This is a genomic window from Bacillus sp. 3a (assembly GCF_017161885.1).
Taxonomy (GTDB): Bacteria; Bacillota; Bacilli; order Bacillales; family Bacillaceae; genus Bacillus; species Bacillus safensis.
In genome coordinates this window covers 1-17405 of record NZ_CP067376.1, presented here as the reverse complement: position 1 = coordinate 17405, position 17405 = coordinate 1, and the positions used below count along the sequence as shown (strand labels likewise).

General features: G+C 42.4%; 16 protein-coding genes. 11 read left to right on the top strand and 5 right to left on the bottom strand.

The genetic code is table 11. The features are described 5' to 3' along the window. The first annotated feature begins 202 nt into the window (after nt 1–202). Nucleotides 203–514, top strand: coding sequence for an ArsR/SmtB family transcription factor (locus tag JJ692_RS00080; RefSeq protein WP_024425536.1), 312 nt, complete (start codon nt 203–205; stop codon nt 512–514). A 31-nt stretch (nt 515–545) separates the two neighbouring features. On the opposite strand, the gene gabR is transcribed toward JJ692_RS00080, so the two are convergent. After that, nucleotides 546–1970, bottom strand: coding sequence for a MocR-like transcriptional regulator GabR (gene gabR, locus JJ692_RS00075; RefSeq protein WP_206534097.1), 1425 nt, complete (start codon nt 1968–1970; stop codon nt 546–548). A 109-nt stretch (nt 1971–2079) separates the two neighbouring features. Between gabR and gabT the strand changes: the two genes are divergently transcribed. Genes gabT through JJ692_RS00060 form a run of 3 tightly spaced genes read left to right on the top strand, consistent with a single transcriptional unit; the run spans nt 2080 to nt 6175 of the window. Beyond that, nucleotides 2080–3396 (top strand): 4-aminobutyrate--2-oxoglutarate transaminase, encoded by a 1317-nt coding sequence (gene gabT, locus JJ692_RS00070; RefSeq protein ID WP_073203811.1) that lies wholly within the window; start codon nt 2080–2082, stop codon nt 3394–3396. Between the two features lie 21 nt (nt 3397–3417). Then, nucleotides 3418–4806, top strand: a complete 1389-nt coding sequence (locus tag JJ692_RS00065; RefSeq protein WP_044335515.1) for an APC family permease — start codon at nt 3418–3420, stop codon at nt 4804–4806. Beyond that, nucleotides 4781–6175 carry an NAD-dependent succinate-semialdehyde dehydrogenase gene (locus JJ692_RS00060; protein ID WP_024425539.1) on the top strand — a complete coding sequence of 465 codons (1395 nt, stop codon included), beginning with the start codon at nt 4781–4783 and terminating at the stop codon, nt 6173–6175. Before JJ692_RS00065 ends, JJ692_RS00060 begins: the two co-directional genes overlap by 26 nt. Nucleotides 6176–6219: 44 nt before the next feature. Here JJ692_RS00060 and JJ692_RS00055 read toward each other — a convergent pair whose 3' ends face one another. From JJ692_RS00055 to JJ692_RS00045, 3 genes are all read right to left on the bottom strand, one after another. Then, nucleotides 6220–6816 (bottom strand): NAD(P)H-dependent oxidoreductase, encoded by a 597-nt coding sequence (locus JJ692_RS00055; RefSeq protein WP_024425540.1) that lies wholly within the window; start codon nt 6814–6816, stop codon nt 6220–6222. A gap of 179 nt (nt 6817–6995) precedes the next feature. After that, nucleotides 6996–7610: a YcnI family copper-binding membrane protein gene (locus JJ692_RS00050; RefSeq protein WP_024425541.1), complete on the bottom strand. Its 615-nt coding sequence runs from the start codon at nt 7608–7610 to the stop codon at nt 6996–6998. 16 nt (nt 7611–7626) lie between these two features. Then, nucleotides 7627–9261: a copper resistance CopC/CopD family protein gene (locus JJ692_RS00045; protein WP_024425542.1), complete on the bottom strand. Its 1635-nt coding sequence runs from the start codon at nt 9259–9261 to the stop codon at nt 7627–7629. 507 nt (nt 9262–9768) lie between these two features. Between JJ692_RS00045 and JJ692_RS00040 the strand changes: the two genes are divergently transcribed. The 5 genes from JJ692_RS00040 (at nt 9769) to JJ692_RS00020 (ending at nt 15331) form a co-directional block, all read left to right on the top strand. Beyond that, complete coding sequence (locus JJ692_RS00040) at nt 9769–11211, top strand: PTS mannitol transporter subunit IIBC (protein ID WP_103132450.1); 1443 nt, start codon at nt 9769–9771, stop codon at nt 11209–11211. A gap of 95 nt (nt 11212–11306) precedes the next feature. Next, on the top strand, nt 11307–11741 hold the full coding sequence (locus JJ692_RS00035; RefSeq protein WP_012008933.1) for a PTS mannitol transporter subunit IIA: 435 nt from the start codon (nt 11307–11309) through the stop codon (nt 11739–11741). A gap of 1 nt (nt 11742) precedes the next feature. Further along, nucleotides 11743–12864 carry a mannitol-1-phosphate 5-dehydrogenase gene (locus JJ692_RS00030; RefSeq protein ID WP_206534096.1) on the top strand — a complete coding sequence of 374 codons (1122 nt, stop codon included), beginning with the start codon at nt 11743–11745 and terminating at the stop codon, nt 12862–12864. 99 nt (nt 12865–12963) lie between these two features. After that, nucleotides 12964–14712: a methyl-accepting chemotaxis protein gene (locus tag JJ692_RS00025; RefSeq protein WP_206534095.1), complete on the top strand. Its 1749-nt coding sequence runs from the start codon at nt 12964–12966 to the stop codon at nt 14710–14712. A 226-nt stretch (nt 14713–14938) separates the two neighbouring features. Continuing rightward, nucleotides 14939–15331, top strand: a complete 393-nt coding sequence (locus tag JJ692_RS00020) for a RidA family protein (protein WP_206534094.1) — start codon at nt 14939–14941, stop codon at nt 15329–15331. A gap of 198 nt (nt 15332–15529) precedes the next feature. On the opposite strand, the gene JJ692_RS00015 is transcribed toward JJ692_RS00020, so the two are convergent. Further along, on the bottom strand, nt 15530–15766 hold the full coding sequence (locus tag JJ692_RS00015; protein WP_206534093.1) for a DUF2651 family protein: 237 nt from the start codon (nt 15764–15766) through the stop codon (nt 15530–15532). 21 nt (nt 15767–15787) lie between these two features. Here JJ692_RS00015 and JJ692_RS00010 point away from each other — a divergent pair, with 21 nt between their 5' ends. Both JJ692_RS00010 and JJ692_RS00005 read left to right on the top strand, forming a co-directional pair. Then, a complete protein-coding gene (locus JJ692_RS00010; RefSeq protein ID WP_241258004.1) occupies nt 15788–16219 on the top strand; it encodes a methyl-accepting chemotaxis domain-containing protein in 432 nt (143 codons plus the stop codon). Between the two features lie 725 nt (nt 16220–16944). Then, a partial coding sequence (locus JJ692_RS00005) for a hypothetical protein (RefSeq protein WP_206534092.1) occupies nt 16945–17405 on the top strand: 461 nt, incomplete at its 3' end.

The following is a 17405-nucleotide window of genomic DNA, read 5'->3' as shown; positions in this document are numbered from 1 at the left end:
CGTCTGCATGACAGGTATTTTACCCTTCCGCATGTGCGGTATATATTTTTGTTTTGCCGTGAAGTTCGACGATCAAAACGGGTTCCTTCCCTTCAGACAGTCTCATGAATAATGGACGTTTGTGAAGTCATATCGTTACTTGACTAGTCAGCTCCAGGTGAATGAGATTGTATGTTGGCACAAAATACGATACATTTATTGTATGACGAATCCAAACCATCCAAACAAAGAAGATATGAGATTGATTTCTGTGCTGCACGCATTGGCTGATCCAATCCGGTTAGAAATTGTCCGCTGCTTAGCGGAAGCGGGGGAGAGGACATGCGGCACGTATGAGATGAATATTGCCAAATCCACGCTTTCCCATCACTTCAAAGTGCTGAGGGAGGCAGGCGTCGTGAAAGTGAGAATTGACGGGAAGCACCGTTACTATTCTTTAAGAAAAGAAGACATCGAGACCGCTTTTCCTGGACTCATGTCATCGATTCTAGCTATAGATAAAGAACGGTGGTAAGCCAGCTGTCTGTGAAGAGCAGCTGGCTGTTTTATTTCCCGAAAATGGCGTCATACAGCCGTTTTACTGCCGGCTGAATATCCTCTCGCCTCATATGTGAGAAGCCGAGGACGAGCGGGACAAAGCCTGGCTGATGCCCCGGCAATTGCTCATCAAGGGTGAAACGATCCATTCCGTACATTTTCAGCTTTCTTTCTTTCGCTCGCTGTAAAATCTCATGCTGCGTTCGATTTGAGCGGAACTCTGCGATAAAATGAAGCCCGGCATTTTCTCCAATAATCCGCACATTGTCAGTAAAAACCGTATTGAGCTCTTCAATGAGCTGCTTCCGTTTTTCCTCATATAAACCATTCATTCTTTTAATATGCCGTTGATACGCCCCATCTTTTATAAAATGAAGAAGGGTGTATTGTGTAAAAAGATTAGCTGTTTGAATGAAAAAATGCTGTTCCTCCTTATAGCGTCTCAATAAATGCTGAGGCAGCACCATATAGCTTAGCCGCAAGCCGGGCAGCAATGATTTTGAAAAGGTGCCCATATAAATGACTTTGTCATATCGGTCAAGACTTTGCAGCGCCGGAATGCTGTCTGTGCCATATTTAAATTCACTGTCGTAATCATCCTCAATGATATAACGGTCTGGCTGATCAGCTGCCCAGTTTAACAGTTGAATACGCCGGGAAATCGGCATAATCACCCCTGTTGGAAATTGATGTGAAGGGGTAATGATCAACACATTTGGCTGTTTCTTATGAATGTCGCTCATCCGCACACCTTTTTGGTCAATGCCAATCGTTTCAATTTGATGATGATTGTTTTTCAGCATTTGATAGAGCCGGCGGTAGCCAGGGTTTTCTAACCCATATATTTGATCGGCCGGAAGAATGCTTGATAACGAATGGATCAGTGACTGTGTGCCTGCACTTAAAATGAGCTGTTCTGGGTAGCATTTGACCCCTCGTGCAAGTCCGATCAATCGGGCAATCGTTTCCCGCAGTTCATACACACCTTGTGGATGCGGAAGCTCACCGAAGGCTTCTTGGTGGAGATGGATCGCCTTTTGTTCACTTTTCAGCCAGCTTTTAAACGGAAAGTTCGCTGTATCGACGGAGATATGTGAAAAGGAATACCAGTCGTCTCGTGCAATCGGTTCTTCCTTTAAATCTACAGGAAGAGAAGAGGGTTTCAGCTGACCAGATTCATGAAATGTTTCTAGTGATTCCACGAAAAAACCTTTGCGTTCAACCGAATATAAATATCCCTCAGCAAGCAGCTGCTGATAGGCGCCATTCACTGAATTAACGCTGACGTTTAATGTATCGGCTAACTCTCGTTTAGATGGTAATTGATCATGCGGCTGTAGGTTGCGATTTAAGATTTCTTCTTTGATTTTCATATAAATTTGATGATAAATATATCCGTTTTGTCCTGTTTGATCTAATTGAATTGTCAGCATCTCACTATTCCATCCTCTCTGGTACCATGAAAAAAATGATATTGGTACTTTCTATCATACCAAAAAATATTCAGAATAATAAAAAAGGATATAAAGGGGATGGATGACAATGAGTCAAACGACAACAAACCGTTTTTCAACCGAAGAATGGCAAGGGAAAAGAGATCAATACGTCGCAAGAGGCGTGAGTAATGGCAACCGTCATCTTGCAGCGAAGGGGAAAGGAGCCGAGCTGTTCGATATTGATGGGAAACGATTTATCGATTTTGCAGGCGCCATTGGCACATTAAACGTAGGACATTCACATCCAAAGGTTGTGGAAGCAGTCAAAGCACAGGCAGATAGCCTGATTCACCCAGGATTCAACGTGATGATGTACGAATCGTATATCGAATTGGCAGAGAAGCTGTGCCATCTCACACCAGGGGATCATGATAAGAAAGCCATTTTTCTTAATTCAGGTGCAGAAGCTGTTGAAAATGCGGTGAAAATTGCACGTAAATATACGAAAAGACAGGCCGTTGTGTCGTTTACAAGAGGTTTTCACGGCAGAACGAATATGACGATGAGCATGACAAGCAAGGTCAAGCCATATAAATTCGGGTTCGGACCATTTGCGTCAGAGGTGTATCAAGCACCGTACCCGTACTACTATCAGAAGCCAGAAGGATTAAGCGATGCAGCCTACGATGAGTACATCATTGATCAATTCAATCAATTCTTCGTCGCTGCCGTTGCACCAGAAACCGTTGCGTGTGTGGTCATGGAGCCAGTCCAAGGGGAGGGCGGATTCATTGTGCCATCGAAGCGTTTTGTTCAGCATGTTGCTTCCTTCTGTCAGCAGCACGGGATTGTTTTGGTTGCAGATGAAATCCAAACAGGCTTTGCAAGAACAGGGAAATATTTTGCGATTGAGCACTTTGATGTGGTGCCGGACTTAATCACCGTATCAAAATCTCTTGCTGCGGGGCTGCCGCTAAGCGGTGTCGTCGGCAGAAAAGAACTGCTTGATGCGGCAGATCCAGGGGAGCTTGGGGGAACATATGCAGGAAGTCCGTTAGGCTGTGTAGCTGCACTGGCTGTCCTTGATATCATTGAAACAGAACAACTGAATCAACGATCTGAACATATTGGGCAAGTCATTGAGGACAAAGCAAATGAATGGAGACAGGCGTATCCATTCATTGGGGAAGTCCGCCGGTTAGGGGCAATGGCGGCAATTGAAATTGTGGAAGATCAAACAACGCGTACACCGGATAAGAAAACAGCCGCAGCGATTGCAGCATATGCAAATGAGCACGGGCTGCTTCTTTTAACGGCAGGGATTAATGGGAATATCATTCGCTTCTTAACACCACTTGTCATCACAGATGAGCTGCTTCACGAAGGACTAGGGATTATCGAGGACGCCTTCAAAGCACGCTAAACAACAAAGGGGGATGGTTGTATGCAAAAACAACAAATGGCAAAAACGATGTCGCAGTCTGACGTGCTGTTTTTGTCCATTGGTGCAATGCTTGGCTGGGGCTGGGTTGTACTTTCGGGAGATTGGATTTTAACAGCTGGATTTTTAGGCAGTGTGATTGCTTTCGTTATAGGAGGTATTCTCGTCATCTTTATCGGACTTACGTATGCTGAGCTTTCGTCTGCGATTCCAGAGACAGGCGGAGGGCTCGTTTTTGTCCAGCGGGCATTTGGGATGAAAGCAGCGTTCGTCTCAGCATGGGGCGTATTATTTGGTTATGTGTCTGTGATTACGTTTGAAGCAGTCGCCTTGCCGACCGTCATTGATTATGTGATTCCAACACAGCATGCTGGCTTTTTATGGAATATAGGAGGATGGGACGTTTATTTCACATGGGTATTGATTGGATCTGGCGGGGCATTGTTTTTAACTGCGCTGAATTACATTGGAGCGAAGCCTGCTGCCATTTTTCAATCCGTGTTCACAGTGGCGATTATTCTGACAGGTTTTCTCCTTTTAGGCGGCGCAACATTTAATGGAGATTTTGCAAACCTTGAGCCGATGTTTCAAGGCGGGGTTGGCGGTCTTATGGCGGTGTTAGTCATGATTCCCTTTTTATTCGTTGGGTTTGATGTCATTCCGCAAGTAGCGGCGGAGATTAACGCACCAAAAAAAATCATTGGGAGAATCTTGATTATCTCCATCGTGAGCGCGGTCATTTTTTATCTGCTTATTGTCTTTGGGGTAGCAGCTGGGCTGTCAAAAGGACAGCTCGAAGCTTCTTCATTAGCAACAGCAGATGCGATGGTACAGCTTCTCGGTCATCAAGCGTTTGGAACAGTGCTGGTTATTGGCGGTGTAGCAGGAATTGTGACGAGCTGGAATGCTTTTATTATCGGTGCAAGCCGTATTCTATATGCTATGGCGGAAAGAGGTATGATTTCCAAATGGTTTGCGTATATTCATCCAAAGTATAAAACACCGACAAATGCCATTTTATTTCTTGGAGCTTTAGCTTTTTTCGCTCCATTATTAGGGCGTCCTGCCCTCGTATGGATTGTCAATGCAGGCGGTGTCGGAATCATCGTCGGGTACTTAATCGTGTCCATTGCCTTTATGAGACTTCGCAAAACAGAACCTGAGCTGGAGCGTCCATACAGCATTAAATATTGGCGGACGACAGGTGTTTTAGCCATCGGACTGAGTCTTCTTTTCCTTTCATTTTACTTTCCAGGAATGCCGGCTTCCTTATCGTGGCCAGCTGAATGGATATTGCTTTTAGGTTGGGTACTCATTGGGTATATACTATATGTAATGAATCCAAGAACGAAGGAGACGGTAGAGCATGACAAACGAACTCAAAGTATATAATCCTGCAACAGGAGAAGAAATTGCTTCAGTTGCTCAGCATACAAAAGAACAGATCGAAGACGCAATTTCTCGTTCACACAAAGCATTCAAATCATGGGCAAAAACGTCAGCGCATGAACGTGCCAATATCATTCGTAAGTGGTTTGATCTGATGATTGAGCATAAAGAAAGGCTTGCGAAAATCATCACAGAAGAAAACGGAAAGCCGTATCAAGAAGCATTAGGAGAAATCGTCTATGCGGCTGGTTATATTGAATGGTACGCGGAAGAAGCAAAGCGAATCTACGGCAGAACCATCCCGTCACATACGACGAACAAACGCCTTTTCGTCACAAAACAGCCAGTTGGTCCTGTTGCTGCCATTACTCCGTGGAATTTCCCTGCGGCGATGATTACGAGAAAGGCAGCTCCTGCGCTTGCAGCAGGCTGTACGTTTATTGTAAAACCTGCTGAAGACACACCGCTGACAGCCATTGAACTAGTAAAATTAGGTCATGAAGCCGGCATTCCAGAGGATGCACTGCAATGGGTTGTGGGAGATGGAAAAGAAGTGGGTGAAATCTTCACAGATAGTCCATTGATTCGAAAAATCACGTTTACAGGCTCAACGCCCGTCGGAAAGCATTTGATCAAAAACAGTGCCAGCACAGTCAAACACGTATCAATGGAGCTTGGCGGTCATGCTCCGCTCATCGTAGACAAGGATGCGAATCTTGAACTAGCTGTCAAACAGGCAGTGGCATCTAAGTTCCGGAATGCAGGACAAACCTGTGTCTGTGCCAACCGCTTAATTGTGCATGAAGACATTCATGAAGCATTTGCGCAAAGCTTCAGCAAAGAAGTAGAAAAGCTGAAAGTAGGCAATGGCTTTGAAGAAGGTACATCTATTGGACCAATTATCAACAAGCGCGGCTTTGATAAAATTGTCGGTCAAATTCAAGATGCTGTGGATAAAGGGGCGAAAGTTCTTGTCGGCGGCGATACGCATTTCGACGATGACAAATCATATTATTTTGTCCAGCCAACGGTTCTTACACATGTGGATCCTTCGATGAACATCATGCATGAAGAGACATTTGGTCCAGTGGCACCAATTACGACATTCAAAACGTTAGACGAGGCAATTGAATTAGCCAACGATACACCTTTTGGCCTTGCAGCTTATTTCTTTACAGAAAATTATCGGAACGGACTCTACATTTCAGAACATCTCGATTATGGGATTATTGGCTGGAATGATGGCGGTCCATCGGCTGTCCAAGCACCTTTTGGCGGTATGAAAGAGAGCGGAATTGGCCGAGAAGGCGGCATCGAAGGAATCGAACCTTATTTAGAAACAAAATATGTATCCATTGGTTTAGACGAATAAACGTGAAAAAGACTGTCAGAGGAATCTCGGCAGTCTTTTTTATGTTAAACAGCCGGCGGAAAAAGCTGATCCACCGTTTCTTTCGTTTCTTTCAAAATTTCATGTATGTAATCTGCAGATGCCTGCTCCATGCTGCTGAACAAAAGCCGTTCGACAGGCTGAACGCCAATAAAATTGAAGACTTCAGTATCGGTTGTCATGTGATGTGAGGAGCTGAAGACCTTATTGGAATCAAGAAAAGTCCTCGGTGCATCGTGGGTGTTGATAATGACACCTTTTTTGTGCCGAAGCAAATTTTCAATCTCTCCATCCTCACTGATCTGATAAGCAAAACCTTCAGAAAACACGCGCTCTACATATCCTTTTAGCATAGCCGGCAAGCCTGTCCACCATATTGGAAAAATAAACGTCAGCACATCCGCTTGCTGAATCAGTATCTGCTCTCTTTGAATAGCGATTGGGACATCACCGCATTTGATGGCAGCCTTTTCTGCAAGGGTGAGCTCTGGCGAAAAACCTAGGGCATAGACATCACGAACAGTCACTTTATGACCATTGTTCAATAGAGTGCTCACAACAAGATCTAATAAAGTTTGATTTAAGCTTTGCTGGGGATGAGCAAATATGATTACATGGTTCATCTCATAGCCTCCTATGTGGTCATCTGTCTCATTATGTCACGCGGCTTTATCCTATTCAATCCTATATTGGTAATAACAAGTTGGGAAAATGGAAAATAATTGATTTCTAATAAAAGTAAACAGTCTGTGGTGCAAGAAAAAGCGATCGTTTCCGAGAAAACGATCGCTCAATACAGCTTTTATTTCTTTCTAAAAGCAAGTCCAAGTGCAATCAGTGCCACGACTAGAGCAGCAATGGACAGACCAAGGACAAGTGGTGAGGAAGAAGCAGAGGCTGTTTCAGAGGCCTTCTCTTCTTTTGGTTTTTCCTGACCATGTGAATCCGTTACAGTATTAGATGCCACAATGTTTGTGATGGAATGAGGTTTATCAGCATCTTTATCGCCAGTCCATTCAACGACCGTTCCATCCTTATAATATTGATATGCATCCCATGCAGCTTCACCAGCTTTTTCAGGGTTTTTCGCTACAAAAACGAATTGCTGGAATTGTCCAGCAAGCACACCTTTACCTGTTGCTTCCCAAGTCACTCTTGTTACCTTGCCATCTTTCTCTTCAGTTGACGTTTTCCAGCCAGGTACTGGCTCATATTGCTGGAATTCTACGCCTTTAGGTATTGACAAGACAACCTTTGTCGTCGGGCTGTCACTCTCAGAAGGAACCTTTAATGTATAGGTCTCCCAAGCATTTGTCGCAGAAGTATCAGGCTTGACTGTTACGTGCGCACTCACAGGAATTGCCAATAAAAATGAAGCGAGAAGCATTGGTAATAAAGCTTTAACGTATTTTTTCATATGTGATGAACTCCTTTTAGTTTCTTCTAATAAATGTGGTATCGATATTCTTGAAAGAACCAGTTAACGCATGGATTTCAATTTTCCATGTGCCTTTTTCATTTAATAAGAGATTTTCAGCAGAGAAATGACCATTTTTTAATCGTTTCAGCTGGAATTCACTCGGTGTCTCATCACCGAATAAAGCCACCTTATGGATCTTGGCTGTTACAGATTGAATATCAGTGATCGTTTCGCCATTCTTCTTTGTAAATGCCACTTCGAATGAGTTTTTCCCCGGGGCATTCGGGGTAATGCTCAAGGACACAATATCACGATGCTCGACCTGATTTGCACCAAAGAAAGGCTCAGGTGCAGGCGGAGGAGGGCTCGGAATATTGGTAAAGACAGCTGTTAATAACAAAATGGCGATCCCGATCATCCATTCAACTCGTAAGGAAATGCTGCGTTTCTGCTTCTTTTCCCATCTCAGCATCAAGTAATGCATAAGCCCAAGAAGGCCCATGATGATAAATAAACCAAGCTTGATTAAAAAGGTGCGTCCGTATGCTGATTGGAAAAGAGCGTCAAACGATTGCAAAATAAAGATGGCATTCACAAATCCTGAAAACACAATGAGTCCAACAGAGAGCAGTGCCCAAGGATGAAATGCTGCTAGCGTACTCCGAATGAGCGGCTGATCTTCATTTGGCAGTTTCTTCATCAATAGAAGGACAATGGCTGTTAAACCACCGACCCAAATCGAAGCAGAGACGAGATGGATGAAATCAAGTGATGTTGTGAGTATTCTATTGTCTGTTGCGGCTGGATGTCCGATTTGTGCCTTCAGCCAAAGGAGCACTGTGAAGAGGAGCAGTGGAAACAGCCAAACCCGAAAAGAAGAGAAATCCCCTTTTCTCACCGCCACAATCGTCCAGATGGTGAGAAGAACAAATGACGCCATAAGCATCATCCACAGACTACCGCCAGAAGTGGACGCAATCGTTTCTTGTAAAAGCGAAGGCTGAAATGCCCCCCAAAAGGACACATCTGCCGCTGATTTTGTCTGAATCGGCAGCTGGAACACAAGTGCTCCGCCCATCATCATCAATGACACGGTCAAAAGCCGCTTCATTCGTTTCGCCAATACAGGTGAAATCGCAGTCTTAAACCAAAGCAGTCCAAACAAAATGGTCCCAAGGAATAAGCTGAATGACGTATAAAGAAAGGCTTTATCAATAGTTGAGGCCACATCAATGGATTCATTCGTTTGACCTTGCTCTAATTGGTCAAAACCGCCATCCGCTTTTCCAATACTAAACGGAATCATGCCAGAGACAGAGTGTCCGTCCGCTGATACCGCATTCCACTGGATGGTGTAAATTCCTTTTGGTAAATTCTTTTTCAAAGCCGCTTCCATGATCTTTTGATCTTTAATGACCGTATCTCCTTTATCCACACGATCACCTTTTGCATTTAGCACCTTAATGGCATGAAATCCGCTTTCAATCCCTTCACTAAATGTGATCGAGACTGAAGGAGGCTGCTGATCCAGTTCTTCATTTGCCGCTGGGTTTGAGCTCACGACGTATGCGTGAGCAAATGCTTCCTTTGGAATGAAAAAAGCGAACATGACCATAAGAAGCAGAAGCCACTTACTATTTTTAAACAAGGTGAATAACCGCCTTTCTACCTATGAAAATGTCTCATGTATCAGAAAGAAAGCGGCAGTAAACTGTGAGTCACAGAAAAAACCGCTCTTCCTATTGTACCGCCCTCTCTAAAAGGTAAACGAAACAAACAGCAAGATGGTTCACTTTTTCTGTGTCATGTCTGCGCAGACATTTCTTAATTGAATAGGTTTGATCAATTATAAGCCTATTCGATTTAAGAAGAGGAAACAAGAAGAGACCATTTGAAAGTTGTGAAATTCCCATGAATTTTGCTTCAAAACAACGGCAGATCAACCTTTTCTCCCCTTTTGTATTGGGATCTGAAGGTGATGTCACATCATTTTTCAATTTTGTCACACACTATATGACAAAGTGACATTTAGTTTCAATTGAAGAGAAAGTGAAAGCGTTTTACGATAGGCATAAGGGCTTCACTGAATCTTGTTCTTATATCTTTTGACCTATAAAGCCCTAAATAAAGGGAGAGAAGAAAGGAGTTTTCATAAATGCAGGAAAAAAGCGGATTTCGCGTAAAAGTACAGCGCTTTGGAAGCTATTTAAGCGGTATGATCATGCCGAATATTGGAGCGTTTATCGCTTGGGGACTCATCACCGCATTGTTCATTCCAAGTGGTTATTTTCCAAATGAACAATTAAATACACTTGTTGGACCAATGATCAACTACTTGCTGCCGCTCTTAATCGGTTACACAGGCGGGAAGCTCGTATATGACCATCGAGGCGGGGTACTCGGTGCAACCGCTACGATTGGGGTTATTGTCGGTTCGGATATCCCAATGTTTCTAGGCGCAATGATCATGGGGCCACTTGGCGGTTATCTCATTAAGAAAATCGACCAGCTGTTTAAAGACCGAATCAGATCAGGCTTTGAAATGCTGATTAATAACTTTAGTGCAGGTATTCTAGGTGCCATTTTAGTCGCCATTGCTTTCTACGCCATCGGTCCAGTGGTACTAGGTTTGAATAAAGCCCTTGCGGCAGGTGTAGATATCATTGTCAATGCACATTTACTTCCGCTCGCAAGTATCTTCATTGAACCAGCGAAAGTATTGTTCTTAAACAATGCCATTAACCAAGGGATTTTAGGTCCATTAGGAGTAGAGCAAGCGGCGAAGACAGGCCAGTCCGTTCTGTTCTTGCTTGAAACAAACCCAGGGCCAGGTCTCGGTGTTCTTCTAGCTTACATGTTCTTTGGAAGAGGGACGGCAAAGCAGTCTGCACCGGGTGCGATTGTCATTCAATTCTTAGGGGGAATCCATGAGATTTACTTCCCATACATCTTAATGAAGCCAAAGCTCATTTTAGCGGTTATTGCTGGGGGAGCAAGCGGCGTTCTGACCTTTACACTGTTAAATGCAGGCTTAAAGGCTGTGCCGTCACCAGGAAGTATTATCGCTCTTATGCTCATGTCACCAAAAGGCGGTCACCTTGCCGTTCTAGCAGGTGTTGTCGTGGCAGCGGTCGTATCGTTCCTTGTCGCTTCTGTCATTTTAAAAGCGTCTAAAGAAGTGGATGAAGACTTAACAGCAGCAACAGAAAAAATGCAAGACATGAAAGGCAAGAAAAGTGCAGCAGCTGCTGCTCTTACAGCACAAAAAGAAGGTGCTGAAGCAAGCGAGCAAGTAGCATCTCCAGATGAAATCAATCCAGATAACGTGAACAAAATCATTTTTGCCTGTGATGCAGGAATGGGTTCAAGTGCGATGGGCGCATCCGTCTTAAAGAATAAAGTCAAAAAGGCAGAGCTTGATATTGATGTGACAAATACATCCATCAGCAACATCCCAGATGATGCCGATGTGGTCTTTACTCATAAAGATTTAACAGATAGAGCCAAGGCAAAACTGCCAGGAGCTATCCATATCTCAGTTGATAATTTCTTAAACAGCCCGAAATACGATGAGCTGATTGAGAAATTGAAAAAATAACATGACGAAACGGGTTGAGTCCAATTTTTCCTAATTGAACTCCCCGTTTTGGTTGTTTTCTGATTTTCCATTCTAAAAAAGGTGTGTGATCTTTCATGAAACAAGTACTTTCAAAAGACAATATTTTTCTAAACGAACAAGCGGGCTCTAAAGAAGAAGCCATTAAAAAAGCAGGCGAAGTCTTAGTGGCAAACGGTTATGTCACAAGTGATTATGTGGACAAAATGTTTGAAAGAGAAAACATTTCTTCTACATTTATGGGCAACGGAATTGCCATTCCTCATGGAACAGAGGATGCGAAAGCGGCTGTCCTTCATTCAGGAATTTCTATTATCCAAATTCCAGATGGCGTTGAATATGGCGAGGGGAATATTGCTAAAGTTGTTTTTGGTATCGCTGGTAAAAACAATGAACATCTCGATATTCTTTCTCAAATTGCGATTGTCTGTTCAGAGGAAGAAAACGTAGAGCGTATCATTCATGCAAAGGATCAGGATGAACTGATCGCCATCTTTAACGAGGTGAACTAACATGAAGGCACTTCATTTTGGAGCAGGAAATATTGGCAGAGGGTTTATCGGATCTTTGTTAAAAGCATCAGGCTTTGAGCTCGTTTTTACCGATGTAAATGAAGCGGTGATCAACGAGCTGAATGAAAAAGGAGAATACACGGTTGAACTCGCAGCACCAGGGCAGCAGCAAGAAGTGGTTGGTCCTGTGTCAGCCATCAATTCCGCAAAAGATCCAGCCGCATTAACAGAGGCAGTTGCAACAGCTGATCTCATTACAACAGCTGTTGGACCAGCTGTTTTGAACATCATTGCTTCATCGATTGCTGAAGGTTTAAAACAGAAAAAGCCTGATCATATCATCAACATTGTGGCATGTGAAAATATGATTGGCGGCAGCTCTCATTTAAAGGAAGCTGTTTTCTCTCATTTAACAGCTGATGAACAAGAAGCGCTGTCACACACAGTTGGTTTTCCAAACGCTGCGGTTGACCGCATTGTCCCCATTCAGCACCATGAGGACATTTTGAAAGTATCAGTCGAGCCATTTTTCGAGTGGGTCATTGATGAGACAGGCTTTATTGGAGACGTTCCTCAGATCGATGGAGCGACCTTTGTACAAGATTTGACGCCTTATATTGAGCGTAAGCTCTTTACTGTCAACACAGGACATGCACTAGCTGCTTATGTCGGGTATGAGAAAGGCGTGCAAACGATTAAAGAAGCTGTCGATACACCAGAGATTCGTCAAGTGGTCGAAGGTGCACTTCACGAAACGGGCAGTTATTTAATCGACACATATGGTTTTCAAAAAGAAGAACATGATGCGTATATCCAAAAAATCATCAAACGATTTGAAAATGCCTTTATCTCTGATGAAGTCACGCGCGTCGCACGTTCCCCGCTTAGAAAGCTTGGAGCAAATGACCGTTTAATCGGTCCAGCGAAAAAGATCAAACAGCCAGAGTTTTTAATTAAAGGCATAGTGGCAGCTTTGGCTTACGACTTTACTGGAGACGAAGAAGCTGTTCGTCTGCAGGCATTACGAAAAGAAAAAGGCATTGAAGGTGTGCTGGAAGAGGTATGTGGACTCTCGCCAGCAGACGATCTTTATCAAGCCATTCTTAAAGAAGCAGCTCATTAATCAGAAAATCCCTTTCCAACGTGCGAAAGGGATTTTTTCTATGACTTTTTTAATACTTTTCCCTGCTTGACGATATATAAAATAAGGGGGAATTTGTACATGAAAAAGAAAGCGTTTGCGTCAAGAAGTGTCTTTTTTCAATTAATGTCTGCCATTATCGTGATCACGATTTTAACGGGCGGACTTGTTGGAACAACGGGGTATTTGTTAGCGAAACATGTATTAATTGATGCAGGGAAAGCAGATTTAAAGCATATCGTCAGCGGAGCAATGGCCACACTTGAACAGTTGAATGACCGTGTGGAGAAAAAAGAACTGACGCTTGAGCAGGCGCAAGAACAAGCCCGGCTTTACTTGAGCGGACCCAAAAATGACAACGGGAAGGGATACCAATCTCAAAAATCAGATTTTATCTATAAAAATAAAGGCTATCTGATCGCATATGGCACTGACTATTCAACCCAGGTCCATCCGGTCAACGACATCGGCGTCATTCCAGATAACACGACCAATCGTGAAAAAATGGTCGCTGGTGCCAATGCAAAAGGTGAGGATGCACACTATGTGACCTATATGGATAAGGACGATGCAACCGGCGAAGAAAAAGAAAAGCTCGCCTATATGAGTCAGTTTACGCCGTGGAATTGGAGTGTAGGTATCGCTGTCTTCCAGGACGAATTTTATAAAGAATTAGAGCAGATGAAGCTCTATATTATTCTCATTACAGCAGGTGTCGCCCTTCTGAGTCTAGGCGTCTTTTATTTAGCTGCTCGAGGAAAAGTCAGACTGCTGAAGCAAGTCACTGCTGCTTCAAAGGAAATTGCAGCGGGGAATATTGAACGCACGAACTTAAAGGAAACAACGGATGAAATCGGCCAGCTGGCAAAAGGCTTTAACCATATGTCAGGAGAGCTCAGAACACTGGTGAGCGGTTTACAGGAAACGAGCAGTCAGCTTGTGGAATCAGCGACAGATTTATCAGCGATATCTGAAGAAACCTCAGCCAGCAGTGAAGAAATTGGACGAGCCATCGGAGACATTTCGACTGGAACACTTCATCAAGCATCTGATCTTGAAGTAGCCAATCAACAAATGATCCAGTTTAATCAATCTATTGAGAATGTCAAAGAACAGAGTGATCACATTAAACGGATTTCCGACCAATCAAGTCAATCATCACAGCAGGGTCAGCAAATCGTACAGCAATTAAAACAATCGAATGAACAATCGATTCAGGCGTCTCAAGGCATTAGAGCAGGAATCGAGCAGTTAACTACAAAAGTACAGGATATTTCTCAAATCACAGATACGATTGAAAGCATTTCAAATGAGACGAATTTACTGGCACTGAATGCAAGTATTGAGGCAGCACGGGCGGGAGAGCATGGCAAAGGCTTCTCAGTTGTGGCGAGTGAAGTGCGGAATTTAGCTGAACAGACAAAACAATCAGCCGTTCAAATTCAGCAAATGATTCAAGGCATTAAAGAAGAAACGACAGCAACAGCCGGCATCATGTCGAGCACAATGGATCGTTTTGCCGAGCTGGATGAAGCGGTGCATGCAACAGAACATGAATTCAATGCCATCTCTACATTGATTTCACAAACCATCGTTGAAACAAACGCGATGGCAAAAGAGCTGAATACACTGCTGGAGCAAAACGACCTCATCACAAAAGCCATGCACGGCGCAGCACATGTTTCTCAAGAAAATGCTGCGGCGATCGAAGAAATCACTGCGTCCACAGACGAACAAGTGACAGCCATCTCTAATGTGGCTAAAGCAGCAGAAAGGCTCAATGAACTAAGCATGCGATTGAATCAGGACATTGCACGTTATCGTCTATAAATCATTTTGACGATGTATCACTTGTCAGGTACGATGAAGTTAATCAAAACCTTGCTCACGCAAACAAAAGGAGTGTTCCGGTCATGAAAAAGAAGATATTGATGTTCTTACCTTGTGGCTATGGATACTCCACTGCTGTTTTCTTTTAGGATAGATAGAAATTGGTGAAGTCTGTCTACAAAACGAAGAAACTAGCAGAAAAATAAACGTGAGTGAGGGACATAACATGGAAAAAATCACGAGAAAAAACCCAGAAAGTATGCCGAAACCTGTTGGTCACTACAGTCATATCACAAGGGTGCCAAAGGGCGCGGGATTATTTGTTACATCGGGTCAGGTAGGGACAGATATAGATGGGCAAATCCCATCAAGCTTAAAAGACCAAGTAACGAATACGTTTGAAAACATCAAAAAAATCCTTGATTCAGAAGGATTAAATGAAGAACATGTGATCAAGGTCAATATATGGGCAACAGAAGAAATCGACTGGGACCATCTATATCCTCAGTGGGATACGATCTTCAAAACAGCTTACCCATCAATGACGGTTGCTTATGTATCAGCTTTAGGATGGCCGGAGCTGAAAATTGAAATTGAACTATGGTGTGCGGATATTTGATCTAAAAAAAGAACAGCGATGCTGTTCTTTCAAATTGTTGACAAAGGGCTAAAATGATTTTTATTTTAGCCCTTTGTCTTCTTTTTTTCAGCGTGATAGAAAACCTTTGAAGTCTAGGAAGGACGAGTACCGGAGCGGAGCGAATTTGACATTCGTGAGCACCGGAGCGCAGACCTGACACCGAATGCGAGGGTTTGTCTACACGCTGAGTCGCTTTGTAATCCATCCAGCAAAGAATGTAAAGACGGTATAGACAATAACCCAAATGAGAAAGGATTTATTCCCGCCAATAGAGGTGAACATGAAGATCATGCTCGCTAACAGCACAATCAAAGTAGGCATCCAAACATTCTTCAAAAGGAGTGTGCCAAAAATGCCAATCAGCACAGAGATAATAGGAAAGCCAAATACAATGAATAGAATAAAAACAGCCATATGACTAACTCCTTTTAACAAGTGTTTACTTCAAAACATATAAAACCGAAGCTGCCAGCTGTTCAAATTCAGCAAATGATCCAAGGCATTAAAGAAGAAATGGCTGCAACAGCCGGTATCATGTCGAGCACAATGGCTCGTTTTGCCGAGTTAGATGAAGCGGTGCATGCAACAGAAAATGAGATCAATGCTATCTCTACATTGATTTCACAAACCATCGTTGAAACAAACGCTATGGCAAAAGAGCTGAATACATTGATGGAGCAAAACGACTTCATTACTAAAGCCATGCTCGCCGCAGCACATATTTCTCAAGAAAATGCCGCAGCTATCGAAGAGATCACTGCATCCACAGACGAACAAGTGACAGCTATCTCCAATGTGGCGAAAGCAGAAAGACACAATGAACTAAGCATGCGATTGAATCAGGACATTGCGCGTTATCGTCTATAAATCATTTTGACAGTGTGTCACTGGTCAGGTACGATGGAGTTAATTAAAACCTGCTCATGCAACCAAAAGGAGCGTTTCGGTCGTGAAAAAGAAGATATTGCTGTTCTTACCTTGTGGCTCTGGATACTTCACTACTGTTTTCTTTTAGATAGATAGAAATTGGTGAAGTCTCTCTACAAAACGAAGAAACTAGCAGAGAAATAAACGGGTGTGAGGGATATACTAGGAACGGACTCAGTTGCATTATTTCTTAACAGATAAAAAGCAGTATAATTATACGATTGCTAGCAATTGAGGTACATTGTAGGCGAAAAGGCGAAGGTTACTTATTTATAGAATGAAAGGTTTCAATGTTTTTCGAAGTAGCGAATATTTTGAAATTCTGTGGATATGATAAAATGCTTTTGCATGTTTATTGTCTTGTTCGATGAGGTTTTTCAAATGTCTTACTGCCTAGTTCCTTTGAATTCATAAATTAGTACGGGTGCTGTATATGTTGTGAAGGCGGTTGGTAGTTCTGCTTACCTAAATGTGCCGGTATTTATCTATCTAATTAATGTATGAAGATAAAATAATCATTTTACTTGTATTGGATTAAATTACAGTTTATTATCAATAAACTACCTTTTTATTATTTGAAGTGTTGGATAAATTTCTTTAAATTAACCTGTTTTATTGTTAAAAACAATTTTTTAAAAACATGCGTAAATTAAGGAGAAAAGAAAATGTTTTATCAACTAAATTTGAAAGAGTATTTTAATAGTACAGGCATTACTACTTTAGATGAGGCATCAAAGGGATCTCTGGATATATTTGCAAATTTGTCATTTCCAAAAGAGTACTTTCAAGAAAATATGTATTTCAATAATATTCCTTTTAAAATAGAACTGGATAGTATATTAGATAATATTTCAATAGACGATGAATTAAAGGTCTCTTTTGAAAGAAATAACTTTACTGATGTTTATATTTTAGGAGCTTGTAATAATGGGAACTTCTCTAATAATATTCATTTTTACAGTGAGGAAAATTTGATTTTTAGCGAGAAAATACACATTACAGATTTAATGGAAGAAATTCCTTATAAGAGGAATGAAAAGTTTGTAACATCTGATTATGTATATACTCCAAACGGGAAGTTAGATACTACTATTTCTTTATGGGTAGAGAGAATTCAATTCAGTAA